Origin of the sequence: Cytobacillus sp. IB215316 (assembly GCF_033963865.1) — a bacterium.
GTDB classification, from domain to species: domain Bacteria; phylum Bacillota; class Bacilli; order Bacillales; family SM2101; genus Nanhaiella; species Nanhaiella sioensis.
This window is the reverse complement of record NZ_JAXBMC010000002.1, coordinates 385433-407125: the sequence shown is the minus strand read 5'-3', so window position 1 is coordinate 407125 and position 21693 is coordinate 385433. Positions and strand designations below refer to the sequence as shown.

Annotated in this window: 22 protein-coding genes, 1 pseudogene and 1 riboswitch; of the genes and pseudogenes, 15 read left to right on the top strand and 8 right to left on the bottom strand. The window is 33.1% G+C overall.

Going from position 1 to position 21693, the window contains the following annotated elements; genetic code table 11:
- Positions 1–86: 86 nt before the first annotated feature.
- Entirely contained in the window at positions 87–845 is a 759-nt protein-coding gene (locus SLH48_RS06250) for a carbon-nitrogen hydrolase family protein (RefSeq protein ID WP_214482168.1), read from the bottom strand.
- A 455-nt stretch (positions 846–1300) separates the two neighbouring features.
- Between SLH48_RS06250 and SLH48_RS06245 the strand changes: the two genes are divergently transcribed.
- Positions 1301–1795, top strand: a complete 495-nt coding sequence (locus SLH48_RS06245) for a LiaI-LiaF-like domain-containing protein (protein WP_320257433.1) — start codon at positions 1301–1303, stop codon at positions 1793–1795.
- A gap of 67 nt (positions 1796–1862) precedes the next feature.
- Positions 1863–2444 (top strand): GNAT family protein, encoded by a 582-nt coding sequence (locus SLH48_RS06240; protein ID WP_320257432.1) that lies wholly within the window; start codon positions 1863–1865, stop codon positions 2442–2444.
- A 556-nt stretch (positions 2445–3000) separates the two neighbouring features.
- Here SLH48_RS06240 and SLH48_RS06235 read toward each other — a convergent pair.
- Complete coding sequence (locus SLH48_RS06235) at positions 3001–3270, bottom strand: hypothetical protein (RefSeq protein WP_214482171.1); 270 nt, start codon at positions 3268–3270, stop codon at positions 3001–3003.
- Between the two features lie 326 nt (positions 3271–3596).
- Here SLH48_RS06235 and SLH48_RS06230 point away from each other — a divergent pair, with 326 nt between their 5' ends.
- Positions 3597–4400 (top strand): EcsC family protein, encoded by an 804-nt coding sequence (locus SLH48_RS06230; protein WP_320257431.1) that lies wholly within the window; start codon positions 3597–3599, stop codon positions 4398–4400.
- Positions 4401–4901: 501 nt separating this feature from the next.
- Here SLH48_RS06230 and SLH48_RS06225 read toward each other — a convergent pair.
- On the bottom strand, positions 4902–5294 hold the full coding sequence (locus SLH48_RS06225) for a CPBP family intramembrane glutamic endopeptidase (protein WP_320257430.1): 393 nt from the start codon (positions 5292–5294) through the stop codon (positions 4902–4904).
- 486 nt (positions 5295–5780) lie between these two features.
- On the opposite strand from SLH48_RS06225, the gene SLH48_RS06220 reads away from it, so the two are divergent.
- The 6 genes and pseudogenes from SLH48_RS06220 to SLH48_RS06195 all read left to right on the top strand — a co-directional run bounded on the left by SLH48_RS06220 (position 5781) and on the right by SLH48_RS06195 (position 10097).
- Complete coding sequence (locus tag SLH48_RS06220; RefSeq protein ID WP_214482174.1) at positions 5781–5918, top strand: DUF6254 family protein; 138 nt, start codon at positions 5781–5783, stop codon at positions 5916–5918.
- 489 nt (positions 5919–6407) lie between these two features.
- Positions 6408–6839, top strand: coding sequence for a DUF2383 domain-containing protein (locus SLH48_RS06215; protein WP_320257429.1), 432 nt, complete (start codon positions 6408–6410; stop codon positions 6837–6839).
- Between the two features lie 124 nt (positions 6840–6963).
- The gene (locus SLH48_RS06210; RefSeq protein WP_320257428.1) at positions 6964–7554 is read left to right on the top strand and encodes a TetR/AcrR family transcriptional regulator; all 591 of its coding nucleotides are present in this window, start codon (positions 6964–6966) and stop codon (positions 7552–7554) included.
- A gap of 201 nt (positions 7555–7755) precedes the next feature.
- Positions 7756–8463, top strand: a complete 708-nt coding sequence (locus tag SLH48_RS06205) for an SGNH/GDSL hydrolase family protein (RefSeq protein WP_320257427.1) — start codon at positions 7756–7758, stop codon at positions 8461–8463.
- Between the two features lie 197 nt (positions 8464–8660).
- A pseudogene (locus SLH48_RS06200) lies at positions 8661–9466 on the top strand (SDR family NAD(P)-dependent oxidoreductase).
- A gap of 124 nt (positions 9467–9590) precedes the next feature.
- Positions 9591–10097, top strand: a complete 507-nt coding sequence (locus SLH48_RS06195; protein ID WP_214482179.1) for a ferritin family protein — start codon at positions 9591–9593, stop codon at positions 10095–10097.
- Positions 10098–10768: 671 nt separating this feature from the next.
- Here SLH48_RS06195 and SLH48_RS06190 read toward each other — a convergent pair.
- From SLH48_RS06190 to SLH48_RS06170, 5 genes are all read right to left on the bottom strand, one after another.
- Entirely contained in the window at positions 10769–11428 is a 660-nt protein-coding gene (locus tag SLH48_RS06190) for an ABC-2 transporter permease (RefSeq protein ID WP_320257426.1), read from the bottom strand.
- Complete coding sequence (locus SLH48_RS06185) at positions 11425–12282, bottom strand: ABC transporter ATP-binding protein (RefSeq protein ID WP_320257425.1); 858 nt, start codon at positions 12280–12282, stop codon at positions 11425–11427. Before SLH48_RS06185 ends, SLH48_RS06190 begins: the two co-directional genes overlap by 4 nt.
- A 274-nt stretch (positions 12283–12556) precedes the next feature.
- Positions 12557–12862 carry a YfzA family protein gene (locus tag SLH48_RS06180; protein WP_320257424.1) on the bottom strand — a complete coding sequence of 102 codons (306 nt, stop codon included), beginning with the start codon at positions 12860–12862 and terminating at the stop codon, positions 12557–12559.
- A gap of 310 nt (positions 12863–13172) precedes the next feature.
- Entirely contained in the window at positions 13173–14342 is a 1170-nt protein-coding gene (locus SLH48_RS06175; RefSeq protein ID WP_320257423.1) for an ABC transporter permease, read from the bottom strand.
- A gap of 1 nt (position 14343) precedes the next feature.
- The gene (locus SLH48_RS06170) at positions 14344–15081 is read right to left on the bottom strand and encodes an ATP-binding cassette domain-containing protein (RefSeq protein WP_214482183.1); all 738 of its coding nucleotides are present in this window, start codon (positions 15079–15081) and stop codon (positions 14344–14346) included.
- A gap of 166 nt (positions 15082–15247) precedes the next feature.
- On the opposite strand from SLH48_RS06170, the gene SLH48_RS06165 reads away from it, so the two are divergent.
- The 6 genes from SLH48_RS06165 (at position 15248) to queE (ending at position 21603) form a co-directional block, all read left to right on the top strand.
- Positions 15248–15949, top strand: coding sequence for a LytTR family DNA-binding domain-containing protein (locus SLH48_RS06165; RefSeq protein ID WP_320257422.1), 702 nt, complete (start codon positions 15248–15250; stop codon positions 15947–15949).
- Positions 15950–15961: 12 nt separating this feature from the next.
- Positions 15962–16948, top strand: a complete 987-nt coding sequence (locus SLH48_RS06160) for a sensor histidine kinase (RefSeq protein WP_320257421.1) — start codon at positions 15962–15964, stop codon at positions 16946–16948.
- A gap of 696 nt (positions 16949–17644) precedes the next feature.
- A complete protein-coding gene (locus SLH48_RS06155) occupies positions 17645–18829 on the top strand; it encodes a DUF5692 family protein (protein ID WP_320257420.1) in 1185 nt (394 codons plus the stop codon).
- Between the two features lie 616 nt (positions 18830–19445).
- Positions 19446–19489: riboswitch (PreQ1 riboswitch) on the top strand.
- A gap of 283 nt (positions 19490–19772) precedes the next feature.
- Positions 19773–20438, top strand: coding sequence for a 7-cyano-7-deazaguanine synthase QueC (gene queC / locus SLH48_RS06150; protein WP_320257419.1), 666 nt, complete (start codon positions 19773–19775; stop codon positions 20436–20438).
- Positions 20438–20875, top strand: a complete 438-nt coding sequence (queD, locus tag SLH48_RS06145; protein ID WP_320257418.1) for a 6-carboxytetrahydropterin synthase QueD — start codon at positions 20438–20440, stop codon at positions 20873–20875. Before queC ends, queD begins: the two co-directional genes overlap by 1 nt.
- Positions 20875–21603 carry a 7-carboxy-7-deazaguanine synthase QueE gene (queE, locus tag SLH48_RS06140; protein ID WP_320257417.1) on the top strand — a complete coding sequence of 243 codons (729 nt, stop codon included), beginning with the start codon at positions 20875–20877 and terminating at the stop codon, positions 21601–21603. The genes queD and queE overlap by 1 nt, the downstream gene beginning before the upstream one ends.
- The last annotated feature ends 90 nt before the right edge of the window (positions 21604–21693 follow it).

Below are 21693 nucleotides of genomic sequence, written 5' to 3'. Positions count from 1 at the left end.
TGTAACAAGGATAATGCTATTAAATCATAGCTAACTAAGCTACTTTAGTAAAAATACAATCAAAGCGTTTTGATTTAATATGGAGCTTATGATAATAAATCGGGTTTGAAACGATTTGCTAGCAACCTAGTCGCTAGCTTTGTGTCAATATCATAAACTAATAATTCCTGTGCATTTTGTTGTCCAACTATTAATCGTTCTCCTGATGGAGAGATTAAAGAAGAGGTGCTTTTTTGATTTTCTAAAGCATAATTTACACTTGCAAAATAAATGTCATTTTCTAAACTTCTACACACCATTGCTTGATTAAAAAATTCGGGATTATCAACACAACCTGTATATTGTGGATGAAACACAATGCTTGCACCACGCATAGCTGCCCATCTAACAGTTTCTGGATATCTAAAACCTTCATGGCAAATGACAATGCCAAATTTCACATTATTAATTTCGAATATATAACGCCCATCTCCAGGGACATAACCGAAAAAGTCTTCGTCTGGAGCAATTTGGTTTTTAGTTTGATAACCTAGTATTTCACCATTATTATTTATTACAAATGCAACGATATGGAATCCAAGTTCATCTTGCCACTCCATGGGGATAATTACGGCAGTTTTTGTTTGCTTAGCTAATGAACAAATTTTTTCTAATGCAGAGATTTGAAAACTGTGATTATATTCATCAACTTTATAACCTACTCCTCTTAACCCAGGAATGATAGATTCAGGAAAGCAAATAAGGTCACAATGATGATGAGAGGTCTGATGTATCATTTGCTTAACTGTTTCTAACCCTTCGTTTGCTGATTTTGGAAACCTTGTTTGAGCCAATCCGATTTTCATAACCAAAACCTCCTTTTATGTAAATAATAAGTAAATAACCTTTTTTCATTAGGTTCTTTTCGTAAACATTTTTGCTTTTTTCACTTCATTTGAGCCCTGTTAGGAGGGTGCATTTTCAAGGTATCTAGAAGAAATGATGTCCCGAAATTCAAGGTGTAACCCGCTTAGTTTTCTTAGTCCATAAAACAACAATCAGTGAGAAGAAACGGAGTCAGGAGTGCAAGGTTTATATAAAACGATCATTACTAATTAAATTTAGTATATCATAAAGAAAAAAGTGGAAAAGACTTACTATTAACATATGAAGTTGCAAAGCCTTAATCGTTGTATAGAGCTCCCTAATGACATAGCTTACTTGGATGATTATGGGTTGTAGACTAACAATTCCCAAGAATATGAATTATAATAAATATTTAAGCATACCATTGTAGTAAGATCAAGAGGGGGAGGTAGTAATGAGTAGAATAACTAGCGGCTTGTTATTAATAATAATTGGTATCTTTTTTTTGCTAGATACATTTGATGTGATCAATAATTTTTGGGTAACTCTTTGGCCTTTGACATTAGTTATTGTAGGTCTTGGATTTCATATTGGATTTTTCGCAGGGGGAGCTAAAAGGAGCTCTGCTGGGGTTCTCGTTCCTGGGGGTATCTTACTCGTTATTGGCTCAGTAATGCTCTTTCACACAACATTCGGCTGGGGTTATGCTGTAAATACTTGGCCTATATATTTGCTGGCAGTTGCTTTAGGGTTATTTGAATTATGGCTATTTGGAGGTCGGGAAAACGGTTTACTAATCCCAGTCTCTATATTATCATTTCTAGGTATCTTCTTTTTTATCGATAACTTATTACCAATATCAATTTTTGAGTTTTGGCCTGTAGTGCTGATTATAATTGGACTTGGTATGTTATTTAGTACCAAAAAGAATAAAAATATGGACGTCTAATGTATTGCGTATGTTCAACAACAGAAGATTACTCCTAAGTTGAACAGTCTTTGAAAGGAATTTGCAAATGAAACTAGTCGGAAATAAAGTAATATTAAGATCAATTGAACAGCAGGATTTACCAACGTTATGGGATTTTATCTACGGTGAAGATGAACCAGAATGGAAAAAATGGGATGGACCTTATTTTCCTTTAGCAAAAGAAAGTTTAGAAGAGTTTAAAGTAAGTACGTCAAAGAAAATGCAAGAAGCGAGTTTGTTTGCAATCGAGGTGAATGGCAAGCTAGTAGGTACAACAACTTATTATTGGGAATATAAGCCAACTCGATGGCTTGAGGTTGGCATAATTATTTATGACCCAAATTATTGGAGCGATGGTTATGGAACGGATGCTTTAGTATTGTGGGTGACAGAAATGTTTAAACGTTTTCCTATCGAACGGGTTGGTTTAACAACTTGGTCTGGTAACGAACGAATGATGAAATCAGCAGAAAAGCTTGGAATGAAGCTTGAAGGGCGTTTGAGAAAATGTCGTTACCATAACGGTATTTACTATGATTCTATTAAGATGGGTGTTCTACGTGATGAATGGGAGAAGCTGTACAATGTTGATTTGAGTGATATTCATAAGGAACAGCCTCAACCGTAAAAGAGACTATTTTTTACAATAGTGAAGGAATAAGCCTTTGAATGGAAAATACATATTCTTACATGAAGTCATCATGTTTTTTTACGGAGATTTTCATATTGTTTGTTAATTGTGGATCTGAAAATTTAGACGTCCCAATATGAAAGTTTTGGAGTTATTTCTCAGCTCTAATTACGAAAAGCAACAACTAATGCGAAGATAGTCTTTACTATGGCTCTTTCGTAAATAGTGTTTCTTTTTTAGCTATATATATTTAACTGATGTGTGTTAAGTGGTTTTTATATCTTTCGAGAAGAAAAGATGCCCCGAAGGCAAGAGGTATATGTGCTTAAAACATTGACCGAAAAGCAACAACTAATGCGAAGATAGTCTTTACTAAGGCTCTTTTCGTAAACAGTGTTGCTTTTTTTACATATATATATGTTTAACTGATGTGTGTTAAATAATGTTTATAGTCTTTGGAGAAGGCAAAATGCCCCAAATGTTAGTTATATACTTGTTAGGCTCTAAATAGGAAAAGCTACAATTAATGTGAAAGCAAAAAATGAGGTCTAGCTCAATATTTTTTAACTAGACCAATAGTTGTTGTGAACATCCCTCCTAAAGTAGTTAAGATCCCAACAGATAAGCAACTAGCAAAATATAATTTAGTAGCCAATAACATTTCACTCGGCTCAGGGCTTCTTACGGATGAACGACTAAAAAATTTATTACGCATGAGATAATCTGCAAAACTATAGCTTTTAAATATAATTATGATACCAAATAATATTAAACCAGTTCCTGCAACAATAATAATAATCTTTGAAAGGTCCTTTTGTGACAATACAATCCCCCCTAGAGAGTATTTTAGTGGAACAATCTCCCAACGTAAATCTTTTTTATTTATTTTTACAAAATTACGATACCAACTGTTAAAAATTTTCACTAAAATAATAAAGGCGATTGATGGAGAAGTATAGTTTTTTCGTTGTTCTGTCTTATAGGACAAATTGTAGAATTACATAGAGTTAAGAGTTTGAATTAATTGGTTTTGTCTGATTGATAGTGTGACAGTATAAAGGGATTGTATAACACACTTTAAACCTTTATTATTTTAGTACGTATGTTAGTAAATAAACAATAATTCCATCTTTGAAAGGATGCACATAAATGATCGAAACGATAGCATATTTAAGAAACGAGCTAAAGACTTGTGAAGACTGGGAAAAAGATCAGAGTGATTTATGGTTTTGGGATAAGCTCGGACGGCTACCTTTCAAACTGATTGACAGATTCACACCTAAATTCATCCAAAAGAAGGTTGGATTGATTCTTGATGAGCTAGGCTCATATATCCAATCAGGAGGCACGTATTTAAGCTCGATAGCTGCTTTGAAAAATTATTATCCCAATCAAAATATTCTAACTTTAGAGGATGTAGAAAACCTGCCTATTGCGAGTATGGATGAAGCTGCTGCAAGGCTGTCAATAAATCGAAAAAGAGCAGCCACATTGCAGGGGGCAAGCACTGGAGTTGGAGGTATATTCACTCTAACTATAGATATACCTATGTTGCTCGGCATCCAATTAAAAACTCTTCAAGACATAGCGATCTGTTATGGTTTTGATCCTACTGATAAAAATGAAAGAATTTTCATCGTGAAGGTTTTGCAATTTATTTCTGCTGATATTGTTGGCAAAAAAGCTATTTTACAGCAGTTGTCGATGTTCGACTCTAATCAAAATGAACAAAGCAGAGAAGTTGTTTCAGAACTTCAAGGATGGAGAGAGGTTGTATTTTCATATCGTGATCAGATTGGCTGGAAGAAGCTTTTTCAAATGATCCCGATTGCTGGACTCCTGTTTGGTGCTTTTATAAATCGCTCTGCAGTAAATGATATAGCTGAAGCAGGAACCATGATGTATCGAAAGAGGGCAATCCTTAAGCGCATAAAGTTGAAAGAAGAAGAATAACAGATAAGAGCAGGGGAGAGTATGTCTTCTTCTACATAGAAGGGAATACGAACATTTAAAGAAACAAAGTAAAAATAGTCTTACATAACATTAAAATGAATTTATAAATAGAAGGAGTATTGAATTGGGGATAGTTCAAATAAACGTACTATGACTAATCAGTAGTATAGTAATGTTAAACATTGGGTTTAATATAAGAAAAAGGTGGCTGATTTGTCTAACCATCATTTTTCGTGGATATCAATTGGCTTCTTTGGAATATGTTTTATCCATACAATACCTAAGATGCCGAGTGATTTTCATTGAAAGGTCACTAATTTAAAGATATGCAATTAGATGGGCGATTTGAGCAAGTTTAATACTATCTGTTGTCATAGAACATAGGAGACAATGTCTTTACGAGCAAGAAAAGCACGTAGTTATTTAACATCCTTTCCTTCTATTACAGCGACTTTGGCTCAAACCACCATCTAGTTGCTAAAAATCCTTTTCGAAAAAACTTTATGAAAGTGGGAAAAGTATGACTAAAAACAAATCAAAAATTATATGAGAACTGATAAGTAAAACCATATTCCTTTTCCAAACATATAAACTACCCCATATTATACCTCCGATTAAAGCTGCAAGAACTAAAACAATATTACCTGCATAAATGTGTGCAGATGCGTATAAAATAGCTCCTGCAAATATGGCTTGTTCTGGCTTAATTAAATATGAAAGACGTTGTTGAATCAAGCCACGCCAAAAAAGTTCTTCTCCAGGGATAATAACGCAAAACAATACAATATAGTGCCACCAAAGGGTTGGATTTACTGTTTCATAAAGGGCTTGAATTTGATTAATGAATGGTAATTGTAAAATTATTATAACTACCTTTCCAACTACAAATATCAAGTACAACGCTACTCCTGAGAAGCAACCTATTATCAAACTCCTTATCCAACTACCTTCAAAGTGCATTCTTTCAATATTTATCGATATGTAAGATAATACGAACAGCGATATTGGAAGTGTGTACCAAAAAAATGGTAGAAAACGAAAGGCAATAAATAATAATAAGTGTGCCAAAAGGATGATGTATAATAATTTTCGATCTTTCATATCGGTACCCTCACTTTTAAATGAATGGTGCTTACAAAATGGTTAGAAGAACAAAGTCTCCTGAATAATCAATTATCCTGATCAATCAGACAGATTTTTATAAAGAATGCTCCCATTGATTATTGTATTTCATACTAATTAATAACGATATAATCAGTTCGAATCATGATGTTTTTCTTCTTTAAGACGATGAATCTCTGACTTAAATTAGTAACAAAGAATAATAATGTACTTACATTGACATCATAACAAAGGATAAGTATTCATAGGAGGTTTTTTATGACACAGTCAAAAGGGCAACAAGAAAGACAATGGTCTGTTAGGAAGCAATCTCAAAATCCACACGGCAAAGTAAAATCGTATGATGAACTAGTGAATGAAGCTACAACAAATAAAAATAGGAATGAAAAACAGTAAGTAAAATTTCTACACGCACTCTCTTGTTAGTGCGTGTTTTTATCATTTATCGGTCAAAAGGCAGTCACTTCAAACTGAAATTATGTGAACACAGTGAATGTTAAGTAGGGAATGACCATTGTACCCCAATCTAGAAAAAATAGAATATGTAACTCAGCTCTAACCCTTAAATCGTCTCCATTTCGCACAATGACTCTTAATTTACATGCATCGATCCAGCTTCGGTTTTCGTGATTATTATAGAACTGTCATTTCTATATTAAAATAGGAACAATATAAATTACAAACAATCATTTAATTTTTGGGTTTTTAATATCAATTATTTTTTTTTTTTTTGTGAAGAATTGAATATTTATCTCTTAATTTAAACCTGTAGTTAATAATTGTGCGAGAAAAAGAGATGAGGTATGTATAGCACGTCCTATACAACTTATGTATATGATAAATATTGATTTGATCATACTATGCACATATAAGGAGGGATATATGATGGAGAACAACGTAGTTATTAAAGAATTAAATGCATTATTGAAAGGAAGATATATGGGTATACATGCTTATGAAAGCTATATGCAAAATGTAAAAGATGATGAATTGAGAAAGGATCTACAACAAATACAACAAAATCATAAAGAACATGCAAATCTATTAGCTGAAAGGATTCAAAAATTAGGAGGTAAGCCTGTAGATAATCCTGGTATTGTAGGTAATGTAAAAGAACTTGTAAGTGAAATCAAGGGATTTCCTGATACAAAAGAAGGAATTGTTCAAGGGCTTATTGATGGTGAAAATACCTATTCAATTAAAATGTCAGAGGATATCGTAAGAGGAGATTTGGATGATGAAAGCTTAAAAATAGTTGAGAAAATCATTGATGAAGATAGGAGTCATGTTCAGCATTTAAAAAATATTCTTCATTAAAAAATATAAATAGTATGATCCTATGCTTAATTGTTTGAAAATTCTTGAATAGTACCTAATGATATGGTACTATTTTTTTGAACAATCGTTCAAATGTATGTAAATTTCATTATGGAGTGATTATTTGGATAAGAAAAACTTGCCAAAAGAAGATGCTAAGTCGAAAATTATCTCGCATGCAACTTCAATATTTTCTCAAAAAGGCTATGCGGCTACTTCGATAAGCGATATATCCAAAGCAACTGGTTTAAGCAAAAGCCATATTTATTATTACTTTGAAAATAAGGAGATGCTATTTATATTCTTAGCTAAAAAATCAATGACCGAATGGAGGGAGAAATGGCAACGCACATCAATTTCATTTGAAAATGCAACTGAGAAACTGTATGGAATAGCTAGACATGTGTTATATAATTTTGAAACCCCATTGCTACAAGCAGGAAGAGAAATGGCTACTAACGATCAAGTGGATCCTAATACTGTTCAAAACTTATATACAGACCTTGCTGCTGTTCCCTTTGAAACTTATCTTGAAATATTTCAAGAAGGTCTTGAGGCTGGAGAATTTTTTATAAAAAACATCCAAGAGACAACAATGTTATTTAGCTCCTGGATGGGCGGTTTATGTGCATCAATTGGTATTCTTGAATTTGAAACTTTAGAAAAACTTTTTATTGAAGCCGTGACTATATTTTTGGAATCAATTAAACCTTAACAACAACGATATTTTTTTAATAGAAATTGAACGAACGTTCAAATAATATACATGTGAAATCATCATTCCTTCTTAGCCCTTTCTTGTCGTCTACTTGATGCATGAAAGAATAATTGAGTTGGGCTCCAGCTATTTCTGACGTAAACTTTAATGAGATGAACGAAACTGTGTTTTTAAAACAATTTAAAGGAGGAGCAATTAATGCGTATTTCTTTAATAGGAGATAGTTTAACTGAAGGAAAACCAGGTGTTTCTTTTTCATCAATTCTACAAAAGAGAAATAAAGATATCTTAATAGATAACTATGGAAAAGCAGGGGATACGGTAATCAGCTTAAACAAACGTTTAGCAAATACAACTTTTCCTTACGAATACGATTTAACGTTTTTATGGATAGGAATCAATGATGTATATTCACAATTATTAGGTGTCAAACCACAGCCTTTTGCAAAGAACCATCAAGAATTTAATCAATACTATCATCAGATTCTTCGTATCTTGTCTGAATCATCAACTAAGATTGTCACTGTCACACCTTCAGTTATAGGGGAGAAATTGGACAATGATGCTAACAACACATTGAAGCAACTATCTTCTTTGATTCATACGATCTCTATACAATACGATAATGTAGCATGTTTAGATTTACATTCCCTCTTCAAAAACGAACTCGATGGCCTTAATACTTCAAATTATATATCAACTAGTGCTATTAGAATTTTATTTGATGTTCTCCTTTATAAAAAAGCTGTACGAATTGATCATATTTCATCAAAAAGGGGGTTATACCTAACTCTTGATGGCGTTCACTTAAATTCTGTAGGAGCTACATTTGTCACTGAGCAATATGAGAAAATGGTCTACACGTCAATACAAAATGATATACAAAAGGCTGATATTATTAATTAGTACTGTTATTAATTGTTGTTCCTTTCAATGGGTGTATATATTAGAAATCCTGTTACGAATAACAATTTAGACTGCTGATTAGTTTTGTATGAAAGCCAATTTTCTACAAAGTGTATAGTCATAATAAAAAATGGTTTCTCATGTAGATCTGTTTTTACAGTAGCTATAAATCTCATTAAATCGGAGGGTTTTACATGATGAGCGGTAGAAAGGTAGCGATTGTAACTGGTGGTGCATCAGGAATAGGGAAGGCAATTTGCAATGAATTAGCCTCAAGGAACGTGTTTGTAGTCATAACAGATATTAATGAGAGAAACGAAAAGTGTACTGAAGATGAACTAAACAAAGATGGTGTAAATGCTAAATTTATATGTTTAGATGTAACAAATGAGAAAATGGTAAGGAGCGTTTATTCAGAAATATATAGTGAGTTTAACAGGATAGATTATATTTTTAATAATGCGGGTTTTGCAATGTATGGTGAACTATATGATATGTCCATTGAACATTGGGAAGACATTGTGGACGTAAATGTGTGGGGGGTTATTTATGGAACGCAATTTGGTTATCAATTAATGAAGAAACAAGGCTGGGGTTATATAGTTAACACTGCATCTGCTGCTGGACTGGGTCCTTCTCCATTAAGTGCAGCAAACATGCAGTAATTGGTTTAACTACATCTCTTCCTTATGAGGCTGAAAATTACGGAATTAACGTAAGCACACTATGTCCTACATTCGTTCGAACATCAGCGTTTGACAATGCAAAAGCAATTAAAATGGACAAACGAATGATGACTAATCAACTTAAAAAACAAAAAATGATGTCTCCAGAGAAACTAGCAACAGTAGCTATAGACGGTGTGCACAAAAATAAACCGATAATTTGTCCACTGCCAATGCGAAGAACGATAGATATTATGTTTTTGTTGTTCCCGGTTGCTCATAGATTGTTAATGAGATTAGTATGTAAAGTTGGACGAGAAGCAAAGGTCACTACGTAAATAGTCTTTGTACTTCCTCAAACATTAGCTCAATATTAATTATCAACATCTTATCCATTGACAGGCACATGCCTAGTTTTTTTTTCGTATGATACATATATGAAAATGAAGGAAGGATGATTGTATGTATTATTACACTCCACAGTACCCGAATCAACAAGCTCTTGTCCACCCTCAACAACGACATTTAAATACACAAGTAAATAATCGATCTGATCATGAAGTCAATACACAGCAAGTTGTTGAAGCTTTAAATGAAGCTGTAATAGGTGAAGCAACAGCAATTGATTTTTATGAAAGATTATTAAAGGCTGCACCGAATGAGCAACATAAGAACGACCTTGCACATGCTTTAGAAGATGAACGAGAGCACCTCAAATTATTTGCAGACTTATACACCGTTTTAACTGGTAATGAACCTAAATACAAAATTGATAAGGTCGTTTTTAGAACATATCGTGAAGGGTTAAAGCTTGCTTATGAAGATGAACTAAAAGCTTATGAATCATACCGTAATAGCTACTTGTTAACAAAAGATTTAAGAGTTCGTGATACATTCTTTCGAGCATTCACAGACGAAATCGAACATGCAATCCGCTTCGGTTTTCTGTTGTCAAAAAGCAGGGGGTGACCAAAGAGTAGATTTAAGAGTTCAATTTTAAAAGTGAATGAAGTGAATTCAGATGACTTTATTCACTTTTTTTATTTTGCTACTAAGTAAATTTCTCCTTGTTTTAATGATGGCGATGTAATTTTCGAAGACAAGCTAGGAGAACATCTACTAAAATACTCATTGATTTTCTTTTAGTCCTCCATATCAAGTAAAATATAACAGTCCTTAAAAATTTTTTAATCACTATTAGTATAGTTATTCCACTTAGCAATACTTAATACAAATACAATTTCAATAGAAAAATATTTTAAGTGTTAAACTAAAAAATTTTTCATACGATTTATAAATAAAGCAACAACAAATGAAAGAAAAAAAATCTGGACACAACCTTCTTTCATTACCTATTACCCCATCATATTTTATTTTAAAAAATCTAAAGTTTAATACAATTGTTCAATGTATCCATTACAACAAATAGATTTACTCTATTTAACCTGCTTTTTTATCAGGAAGCTATTTTACAGAGAAGTCTAGAATAATTGCTTGTAAACACAATAAACCCTACAGATGGGTTATTCTAATAGAACACCCCCTGTAGGGATTTTGTCTACAACAATTAGGACACGCTTTGACGCTTGGGACTTTGATGTCCTATCTTTCTCATTTTAGATATACACAAGTTATGCCACTCAAAACTCTTTTCTTTTATAAATATGAAGCGCTATCGTATAGGATACAATGTAGAGTACTAGTGCAACTATCCAAAAAAGAGCCGAAAATAACAACTCCACATTTACGCTTAGCATAGTGTCAGATGATACATTTTTCCAAAAGAATTCAAACAAACCACTACTAAGAAAAAACACCGCAATTCCTGCAGTTACACTAATTATTTGTATCATATCGGATTTTTCTACTCCTAAATGGTACGTAAGTGGAAATGAACAACCACCTAATAAAAGAGCCAATCCAACACCTTTAAGTAACCAGGTAATTGAATAGACATTTAATATATCCCCAATAAATAGTTCGCTCAACACGAATACGATAACCACAACTAATGAACCGATAAACACCATAATGGAATAAAAAAGATATTGGCTTTGCACAATATGACTTCTTCTCAACGGTAGCGTATTCATAAATTTATTCCATCCAGAAATCGCATCATGCTTGACTCCCTCAAATGCAGCTTGGGCTATGAGGAGAACTGGAAGAATTCCAGCAAAACGTAAAGTTAGCTGATTTTGTATAAAGAGCAAAATTGCAGTTATTACAACACTCAACACCAAATAGAACTTAAAACTTCTTTCAACAGAATAATACTGTTTTAACAACAAAGCTTTCATGTTTTTTTACCTCGCATTAATAAAAGTGTCACATCGTCAATGGAAAAATTTTTTCTCGTTATTGACGGAGAAACTCGCTCTAGATCACTAATAAGCACATCAACTGTATCATCATTCTTTTCATAAGCAACAATCACATCTGACTCAATTTGCTCAAACTCCCTATATTTACATTGCAAGATTGCATATTGTGATAGCAACGTCTCTTTATTAACTTGTAGCAGAATTTCGCCGTCTCTAATAAAAATTAAAGCATCTGCTATTTTTTCAATATCGCTTGTTATATGCGACGATAACAAAATACTACGCTGTCCATCTTTCACATACTCCTTTAACACTTGTAATAAATTCTCTCTACTCGATGGATCAAGACCCGCTGTTGCTTCATCTAAAATGAGTAACTTCGCATCATGAGACAAGGACACTGCTGTAGATAGCTTCATAGACATCCCTCTTGAAAAGTTACTAATCTTCTTATTTTTCGGTAAAGAAAAAAGGTCAATATATTGATTAAATGTTTTTTGATCCCAATTCTGATAAATATGCCGAAATACTTTTCCTAATTTTTCGATATTTAATTGCCCAGGCAAGTACATTTCATCAAAAACAACACCTATATCTTCTTTTAAATAGAACTTATTTGACTCAAGTTCTTCTCCGAAAATCCTGATGAACCCTTCATCCTTATGTAATGTACCTAAAATCAATCCCATTGTTGTAGATTTTCCTGCCCCATTTTCTCCGATAAACCCGATAATAGTACCATAAGGAATGCTAAAAGATACATTTTTTAACATAAAATTTTTATCTACATAACGTTTGCACAATCTTTCTACTTCTAAAACATTTGCCATATATACTCTCCTTCTTAACAGCATAGTAGTGATGCAAGCAATAGAGTTACATCAAGACCTTTTCTATAACAGAACAATCGTTTTTTAATTGCTCACCACTAACATCTGCATAAACCATTTGTAACGTAGGATCCCACTTTTTAAATAGTTTTACTGAAAAGTTGATTCCCATCATCAATAGATTAGCTTCTTCCTGAAATGAAAAACTTGTATTTGTCTGCTAATAAAAATCCAATATATGTTCACTTAATAATAGGTATCTGTATCTGGTTCTTTATTTTTTTGATAACAAAAGTGACAACATGTCCCGTACTGCATGAACCAGCAAAGCAATAACATAAATGGTCATGAACATATTAAAAAATGGAAAGGAATATGGAGTAATCCATTGTGTAAATAGTTTCGAATCCAGAATCCATCTCCCAAACTTGGCAATTAAATTATCACTATCATTAATATTTGGCTCTAGGAAAGTGCCATCAATGGCGATAAAGATCAATTGAACAATTAAAAATATCCCAATGGTTATCATCCAGCGCTTTGCTAGGTTAGTATTATATGTTTTTTTTGCACCTGACATTTTACCCCTTCTTTTCTTATGTTCTATAATTTTTCTTTCCTTCAAGCATCTGTTGGTTCAATGAAATTACCCAACCTACAGAGTCTATTAAATCAAGTTACTCGGTTTTACTAAAACACTACAAAAATATCACTCAACTTTAGCACAGGAAATCCTCAGATATTGAATTTCTAAAAGGTTTGACATCATTTCACCCTAATCTTTTTAAATCAGGCGGAGCAGTCTCCACCTGATTTACTGATCTTTATGTTTATTAGAACGAGTTCACTGACTTGATGTTAAATGATCACATATAGGTGAAGCTAGTATGTCAGGCTCCTTTTCCTAATACCCATCGATCTTTTTTAAACATAAGTGCGCCAAGTAAGAACAAGATAGCGATGACAAGAACTGAGCTTCCTACTACCATTCCTATGCTTTCAATGGAATACACGCCGAAAATTAATTGTTTAATTAAGGCGAAAATATTGAAAAAAGGAATGAGGAAATGGATTGTAGTTAATTCATTTACAGATAAGCCCATTAGTAAAAAGAATGGAATCATCGCTAACATAGACAAAGGCGAGATGTAATTTCCAGCTTCCTTAACGGTATTTGCTAGTAGACTTAGCATCATCATAATACTAGAAATTAAAGGACCAAAAGCTAAAATCCCTATACTCATAACCCCAATGAATGACACTACTTTGTCGTCTGGTATAACATTCGTTAGTCCTTCGGTGAAAAATTTCGTCGTGAAAACAAACATCACTGTTGCCAATATCCCACTAAACGTACTTAGGGTTGAAACGGTTAGCCATTTTCCTAAAAGAATGCTTGTGCGCTTTACTGGAGTCATCAATAATGCTTCCATCGTGTTACGTTCTTTTTCCCCAGCAAATAAATCATTACTTGTAGGAATTCCACCCATAATTATAGATTGTATAATAAGTATCGGAGCAAGAATGCTTAGGAGAAAAATTGATTTATCCTCCTCAGATTCAGAAATGCTATTAATGGAGAATTGAAATGGTTGAAATGCTCCAGCTTCTAAATTATAGTCTTCATATCTCTTTTGTTGGATGGTTTCTTTTAAAGTATTTAAATGGTTGTTTAATGTACTGGTAGCTAGCTCGCCTTTTTGACTAAATTGATCTACGTATATCTCTATAGTTGGTGATCCACCTTGTTCAATCTTGTCAAGAAATTCTTGTTCTGCATATAAGGCAATTGTTGCTTCTCCTTCTTTCACAGTTTGGATGGGATCAGTCTCCTTTGAAACAGTTATACTTTCTAAATTAGAAAACCATTCATATGTTTTATCATCTATCGTGTTTTCTACAGCTACTGTATAATTTTCAGTTGAGTCTTGAAAGAAGAATGCCTCGTAGAAAAACACTATTCCTAAGCTAAATAACATTGGAATGAGAATACTAAGCATGATTGTCTTACGATCACGAAGCGAGTCAATTAATTCTTTTTTAAAAATTGTCCAAATCACTTTAAGCACCTCTCACTAATCTTGACATGAATATATAATTTAAATCATCACTTTCTTCTTGTTTATAAAGTTCATCAATAGCACCTTGATATACGAGCTCACCTTTATGAATCATAATAATTGACTGACATAACATTTTAACCTCTTCCATAATGTGGCTAGAGAAAATAATTGTTTTACCTTCTTTACGTAGCTGATGAACTAATTCACGAAACATATTTGCTGACGTAATATCAAGGCCTGTAGTAGGTTCATCAAATAAAATAATGTCAGGATCATGAATGAGTGTTCTAGCAATTGCTACCTTTTGGCGCATTCCTTTAGAGTATCCTCCAACTTTTCGGTCGATATAATCCTTCATACCAAAACGCACAGCTAATTGATCTATACGGACATTCGTTTCGTGCTTACTAATACCGTAAAGTGAAGCGAAATAAGCTAAATTTTCTCTTGCTGAAAGGCGATCATACAATCCAGTTTCACTGCCGAATAAAACGCCTATTTGCTGCTTTATACCCATTGTTTTCTTGGATATATCAATACCGTTAATCTTAATAGATCCATCTGTAGGCTCCATAATTGTTGATATCATTCTTAACAAAGTTGTTTTCCCAGCACCATTTTCTCCTAATAGACCAACGATTTCACCCTTTGAAATTGAAAAAGAAACATCCTTTACAGCCGTAATCGTCTTCTTATTTTCCTTAAATAGTTTGGATACGTTTTTCACTTCGATCATTTTATCGTTCGCTCCCTTCATTTGTAACTGTCTTCACTTTACAAAACCTTATGTATTTTACCAACCATGTTGTCGTGAAACATTCTTTTCCTGTCGTGAAAATTCCATTTATGGTATTTTATTTATGTTAGGATATAAAAAAACAGATTAGTTTCGGAGTGAGGATATGGTGAAGGTTGGTCTAGTTGACGATCATAAGTACGATTTGGAGAAACTTGAAGCATTATTAAGAAATGAAGAGATGTTATCGATTCATTTTTCAACAACTGATTCTGAAGAAGCTTATGAGTTTATAAAGAAGAATGAGATTGATCTCCTGATCACCGATATTGAAATGCCAAAGCTTTCGGGTTATGAATTAGCTGATTTTATTCAAACTTATGCCTTGGACATAAAAGTAATTTTTTTAACTGGTCATAGTGGATACGCTGTTCATGCATTCGAATTGGACGTTCTTGACTATATTTTAAAGCCATATTCTAAAGATAGATTAATAAAAGGTATGAATAGATATAAAAGGCAAATGGCACCTACAAAAGATGAAGGGAAGTTAGTGTTAAAACAAAAATCTGAAATGAACTTTATAGATAAAAAAAGCATTCTCTTTATTGAAAGAACAGGTCGATCATCAAAGTTAGTTACTATAGATGGAGAGTTTGAAACGTACCAATCATTAAGCGATTTAGAAGATCAGTTGAATAACCGAAATTTCATTCGATCTCACCGATCTTTTATTATTAACCTACATTATGTAAAAAATTTCTCAATATATGCTAAAAATTCTTTTTCTATCTCTTTTCAGCATACGAATCAAACAGCGATTATTACCAAAAGTAAACTTGAATACGTGCAAGAAAATTATTTTTAAAGGGGTACAATTGTGAATTTAAGGATTTTTCATACGAGTGTGATCTTTATTGTCCTTTTATTATCTTCATTAACAGTCATACATAAATTATTTCTATCTATTAACGCGATAATAACATTCTCAATTATCTATGCTGCTGTGTGGTTGTTTCTATGGAAGAAGGTTCAAAAAATATTCTTCCAAGTAGAGGGTATTTTATTGTTAAGTAGCATACTTTGGCTCGTTCAAATTATCATAGTGTTTCTTCAATTGTATAGTGATAAGCCTATCGTAGTTACTAGTTTATGGGTCGTTAATATGCTAGTTGAATGTTTCAGATGGTCATCATTGGGTAAAATACAGCTTTTATTATTGAATGAGTCAGTTTTGCAAGAAGAGCAGATGGGTATACAAGATGCTTTTCGAGAAATACGGAGTCAAAGGCATGACGTGTTGAAGCATATGAATGTTTTTCAATACATGCTGGAAGAAGAAAGGTTAATAGAGGCGAGATCATACGTTGAATCACTGATCGGTGAATACGAAAATGTCAATTTAACCATTAAAGGTGAAAAAGGACATATCACAGCTCACTTACATCATTATTATGTCGAGGCTATGAAAGAAGGGGTAGATGTAACTTATCAGTTACAAGTTCCACTAACACTATTACCAATGAGTAACTTAGATCAAAGTAAGTTAGTTAGTAATTTACTAGAAAATAGTGTCGAAGCTGCCGCTGGATATTCAAGATTTCATAAAGAAGGTTCTGTCGTATTAAAGTCATCAATGGTAAGTGGCTTTTACATACTTGAGTCAGTAAATCATACCGAGCCTATTCCAAAACATATTATTGATTCATTATTTACATCATATGGTCAGTCTTCAAAAGGAAAACATCGAGGATTCGGTACGACAATTATAAATGATATTATTAATGAGTATCACGGTAAAATAACTTACACGTATGATACACCATCTTTATATATTAAAATTAAAATGCCAATCGTTAAGAGCTAAGTTCTAATTAATCAAAACCTTATATTCAAACTTATAGGAAAGTAGATGTTCTTCTAGAGGGATTGTCATTAAAGAGTAATATAGTTATGAAAGGCTATATTCGAATTGAATTAATTGTTGCTTTTTGAATGGGCCGTTCTCGAAATAATCGGTGCTTTTCGGGGCGCTTTTCTTCTCTAAAACTATAATAATACATACCAGCTCAAATGTAAGTGAAAAAAGAATAATTTAAGGAAAAGAGCCTTAGCAGACTACCTTCGTAATAATTGTTTCTTATCGTTCAAAGTTTTAAGCAAGTATACCTCTAGCTTTCGTGGCATCTTTTCCAATATTACTTTTATTTGATTCTCATAAAACTCATCATATGGCCCATTATTAGTAACAATAACATCAAAGTTTAAGAAAAAAACCTTATGAGAAGAAATCTATGAACTGATTTAAGTTAGCCACAATGAAAGGGTTATATATAATAATCCTTTCATTGTGGTTATTTAATATGTATTATTGAGGAATTTATGAACTTTATGGGGAAAGATCTACCCGATGAACACATTATAGTAAAATAAAAATATACAGTATATACAATAGATAAAATGTGAAGATGAAGCATGATTAAAACTCCAGACATACCTGTTCAGTAAAAAGTCTGAATAGTATATCATATATTATCCTAATAAAGTATAGGAGGGGTACACCATGTGTAAACTGACACGTTTGAAACTAAGTTTTATTTCTGGACTAATTTTTATGTTATTTTTTAGTTTTTCAACTACTGATGTTGTATTCGCAAGTGAAGCTAATGCAGATGAAATGTTAGGAACATGGCAAATGATAGTAGATGGAGAATCTGGAGAGGGGGCATTTTTTTATCGCTTTGAATTTAAGGATAACAATAAAGTGACTGTAATTAAGCAATATGGTGGTCATAATGTAGAAGAAGAAATGTCATGGACATTAAACGAAACTTTTTTAAGTATGACTAGTGAAACAGGTGCACTGATTACTGAGTTTGATAATATACCGCTTATAGTTAATAAGGACGGAGATTTATCATACAAAAATGGTTTTTATGAAGGCGTTGCCAAAGAGTATAATAGTCCCTTATCAATTTTTCATTGGGTAATGATTCTAATTGTTTTAATGGGCTTAAACGAGTTGTTTAGAAAATCAAAATGGGCTGGAATTGTCTTTTTTTTCGTTTTACCGATAGCCTTATTGCCTATATGGACAAGTTACGGTGTTACTTATTGGTTCAAATGGGTAAAAGTATATTCTGTTGTAGGTGCAAGTGTATGGTTTATTTTAATGAGATATTCGAAGCTTGGAGGACTTACATCTGCAAAACTAGTAGCTGCATTGTTTTTAGCATTAAACATTGGAGAGGCAGTAACACAAGATTTTACTATGGGCTATTTACCTAACATTTTAAATGGTATAGCAGGTGTGTTGTCAATTGCAACGCTATTTTATGGTTTTAAAGGAATATATATTGATAATAGTAAAGAGAAGGATATGCTATGGCCCAAAATGCCTCTTTTATGGATAATAGCTTATGATATTTGGAATTGGGTATTTGTTTATTTAAATTTCCCAGGATCGGCGTCTGCTCAATTTATGGTGCTACTATCTTGTACATTACCTGCAATGTTCATTAAGAAAGGGACATGGTTACAAGCGCGTGCGTTCACATTGGCAGCTTGGTTTATGTATTATTTTACATTCCCAAGATTTACAGAATCAGTGGAATTACTCGTACCGCGCAACGATTTTTTAATGCTGTCAGTAGCTGTAATTAGTTTAGTAGCTAATGGGGCATATGCATACGTTTATGTGAAGAGAGTTGTGAAAATGAAGAAGCAAGGTGAATTTGCTCTCGTTTAAACATGAAGTGAACAAAATGTATAAATAAATTAACAAAGGGTGACTGGTGATATTAAGTTAAAGGTTGATATGATTGTTACCTTATCCTAAGTTACCCTTTTTTAGGCTGTTTTGGATGTTTGCTGATTATCATACTCTGGAGTATATGTTAAATGCATCTTTTCCTCTATAGCATAATAGCAACCAGACATAAGTTCCATCCTGCTGTTGCAAAATTTATTACAAGAGCTTTTGTTTTAGCTTCTTCGTAAACTTTGTTGTTATTTTTATTAAAAGGACAGTATGAAGGGTTTACATGAAACCTCAATATTGTAAAAGTAGAAGAGATGCCACGAACGCTAGGTTTATGCTTAACTTTTAGAATGAAAAGTAACAGTCCATGCGAAGACAGCCTTAATTTATATATAGTAAGGAATCAATATCGAAATATCAGTATGAGAAGAATAGTTTGTGAATACGTTATATTAGGGATAATAAAACAATCCTGTTAGAAATATTAGAGCGAATCAACTCACATGCAAATAATTTCTATGGAGTTTTTCTTGCAGTTGTGATATATTAACCTAGTAAAAATTGAAAAGAATACCGTAAGCACTCATGTAATTATCCATAATCTACGGGAGAGGTTCTAGAACACCCTCTATAAAAAACTAAGGAAATAGCTGCGTCCTTAGGGTGGAGTTTTTTTATTTGATTTTATAGCAATCAAATTTAAAAACTACATCGTGTTTGACAAATGCTTTTTTTATTTGGCTATTTTCTGCTCACATCAGATAAATAGCAAAAAAAATAAACGAAAAAAGCCAGTTGTTTTACTAACTTAAAAGGAATTCAAATAGTAAATATAACATTGCTAAAAAAATCACCTAATAATGGATTGATATAAAACTCTTTGACAAATTGAATATGGACAGAATTTAACAGAAGAGAGGGGTCACGCATAATGAAGAATGAAAAAGCTGTTGTAGTTTTTAGCGGAGGTCAAGATAGTACTACTTGCCTTTTCTGGGCAATGAAAAGATATAAGACTGTTGAGGCAGTTACGTTTCAATATAATCAGCGACATGACAATGAAATTGAAGTGGCAAAAAATATTGCCAATGAAGTGGGTATAAAACATACAGTTCTTGATATGAGCCTTCTCAGCCAATTGGCTCCAAATGCATTAACACGTGATGATATTGCTATTGAAGAAAAGGAAGGTGAATTGCCTTCTACTTTTGTTGATGGCAGGAATTTATTATTCCTGTCTTTCGCTGCTGTGCTAGCAAAACAAACTGGAGCTAAACATATTATTACTGGTGTATGTGAAACAGATTTTAGTGGGTATCCAGATTGTCGAGATGTGTTTATAAAATCATTAAATGTTACGCTGAATCTCGCAATGGACTATCAATTCGTTATTCACACACCACTCATGTGGCTTGATAAAGCAGAAACGTGGGAATTGGCAGACGAATTAGGTGCTTTTGATTTCGTACAAAAGAAAACTCTAACATGTTATAACGGCATTATTGCCGAAGGTTGTGGGGAGTGCCCTGCATGTAAATTACGTAAAAGAGGCCTTGATCAATACGTTTCTACGAAAAATAGGGGTGAAAACAAGTAATGATTCAACAAATCTATCCTCAAGTACAACACCCTTATCAATTTGAATTAAATAAGGATATGCAATTTGCAGCTGCGCATTTCGTTCCGCATGATGAAGCAGGAAAATGTAGGGAATTACATGGACATACGTACTTTGTGAATATAACAATTGCGGGTGATGATCTTGATCATACTGGTTTCCTTGTTAATTTTCAGCAAGTGAAAAAACTAATTCACGGCAAATTTGATCATACTGTAATGAACGACCATAACGAAATATTTAATGATCAAAATCCTAATGATTTTCCTACTACAGAAGTTGTTGCAAAAAAGATATGGGAAATTATTCAAGAACATTTAAATACGTTATCAAATAGCCCGAAATGCCTTCAAGTATTTGTTCGTGAAACACCTACGAGCTATGTTGTATATCGTCCAAAAGCCGGTGAACGATGATGAAAAAAACAATTCCAGTATTAGAAATTTTTGGTCCTACAATCCAAGGTGAAGGCATGGTTATCGGTCAGAAAACGATGTTTGTTCGTACAGCAGGATGTGATTACGCATGTAGTTGGTGTGATTCTGCTTTTACGTGGGACGGGTCTGCAAAAAATGAAATAGAGCAACTAACTTCGCAGGAAATATGGCAGAGACTTGTTGAACTTGGAGGAAATCGGTTTAACCATGTTACGATTTCTGGAGGAAATCCAGCACTACTTCAGAATCTTGAACACCTACTAATCTTGTTTAAAGAAAAGGGAGTTAGAGTAGGGGTAGAAACACAGGGAAGTGTTTGGCAGGATTGGTTTCTACTAATCGATGATTTAACCATATCACCGAAACCACCTAGTTCTGAAATGAAGACGAATTTTGAGAAACTAGACTTTATTATTGACGGGTTAGTAAGTAGAGGTAGACAACAGCATGTAAGTCTAAAAGTGGTAGTATTTGATGATAAGGACCTAGCATATGCAAAAATGGTACACAAGCGTTATGAGCATATTAAATTTTATTTACAGGTAGGTAATGAGGACGTTCTGTCGGAGGATCCAGCAATTATTAATAAACTACTTCACAAATATGAATGGTTAATTCAAAAAACAATAGATTCTGCTGAATTGAATAATGTAAAAGTATTGCCACAGCTACATACACTCGTATGGGGCAATAAACGGGGTGTATAAACTCATTTTACTTAACCCCATGTATGTGGACAAATAAATGATTGTCTATGACACAATAATTTGAACGAATAATGATCAATAGGAGAGATG

Excerpts from the sequence above, each read along its gene's own strand:
- SLH48_RS06185 (WP_320257425.1), bottom strand. The coding sequence starts at position 12,282 with ATGGCAAATGTTTTAGAAGTAGAAAGATTGTGCAAACGTTATGTAGAT.
- SLH48_RS06155 (WP_320257420.1), top strand. The coding sequence starts at position 17,645 with ATGTGTAAACTGACACGTTTGAAACTAAGTTTTATTTCTGGACTAATT.
- SLH48_RS06165 (WP_320257422.1), top strand. The coding sequence starts at position 15,248 with ATGGTGAAGGTTGGTCTAGTTGACGATCATAAGTACGATTTGGAGAAA.
- SLH48_RS06180 (WP_320257424.1), bottom strand. The coding sequence starts at position 12,862 with ATGTCAGGTGCAAAAAAAACATATAATACTAACCTAGCAAAGCGCTGG.
- SLH48_RS06170 (WP_214482183.1), bottom strand. The coding sequence starts at position 15,081 with ATGATCGAAGTGAAAAACGTATCCAAACTATTTAAGGAAAATAAGAAG.
- SLH48_RS06215 (WP_320257429.1), top strand. The coding sequence starts at position 6,408 with ATGGAGAACAACGTAGTTATTAAAGAATTAAATGCATTATTGAAAGGA.
- queD (WP_320257418.1), top strand. The coding sequence starts at position 20,438 with ATGATTCAACAAATCTATCCTCAAGTACAACACCCTTATCAATTTGAA.
- queE (WP_320257417.1), top strand. The coding sequence starts at position 20,875 with ATGAAAAAAACAATTCCAGTATTAGAAATTTTTGGTCCTACAATCCAA.
- SLH48_RS06220 (WP_214482174.1), top strand. The coding sequence starts at position 5,781 with ATGACACAGTCAAAAGGGCAACAAGAAAGACAATGGTCTGTTAGGAAG.
- SLH48_RS06245 (WP_320257433.1), top strand. The coding sequence starts at position 1,301 with ATGAGTAGAATAACTAGCGGCTTGTTATTAATAATAATTGGTATCTTT.
- SLH48_RS06230 (WP_320257431.1), top strand. The coding sequence starts at position 3,597 with ATGATCGAAACGATAGCATATTTAAGAAACGAGCTAAAGACTTGTGAA.
- queC (WP_320257419.1), top strand. The coding sequence starts at position 19,773 with ATGAAGAATGAAAAAGCTGTTGTAGTTTTTAGCGGAGGTCAAGATAGT.
- SLH48_RS06240 (WP_320257432.1), top strand. The coding sequence starts at position 1,863 with ATGAAACTAGTCGGAAATAAAGTAATATTAAGATCAATTGAACAGCAG.
- SLH48_RS06250 (WP_214482168.1), bottom strand. The coding sequence starts at position 845 with ATGAAAATCGGATTGGCTCAAACAAGGTTTCCAAAATCAGCAAACGAA.
- SLH48_RS06190 (WP_320257426.1), bottom strand. The coding sequence starts at position 11,428 with ATGAAAGCTTTGTTGTTAAAACAGTATTATTCTGTTGAAAGAAGTTTT.
- SLH48_RS06195 (WP_214482179.1), top strand. The coding sequence starts at position 9,591 with ATGTATTATTACACTCCACAGTACCCGAATCAACAAGCTCTTGTCCAC.
- SLH48_RS06205 (WP_320257427.1), top strand. The coding sequence starts at position 7,756 with ATGCGTATTTCTTTAATAGGAGATAGTTTAACTGAAGGAAAACCAGGT.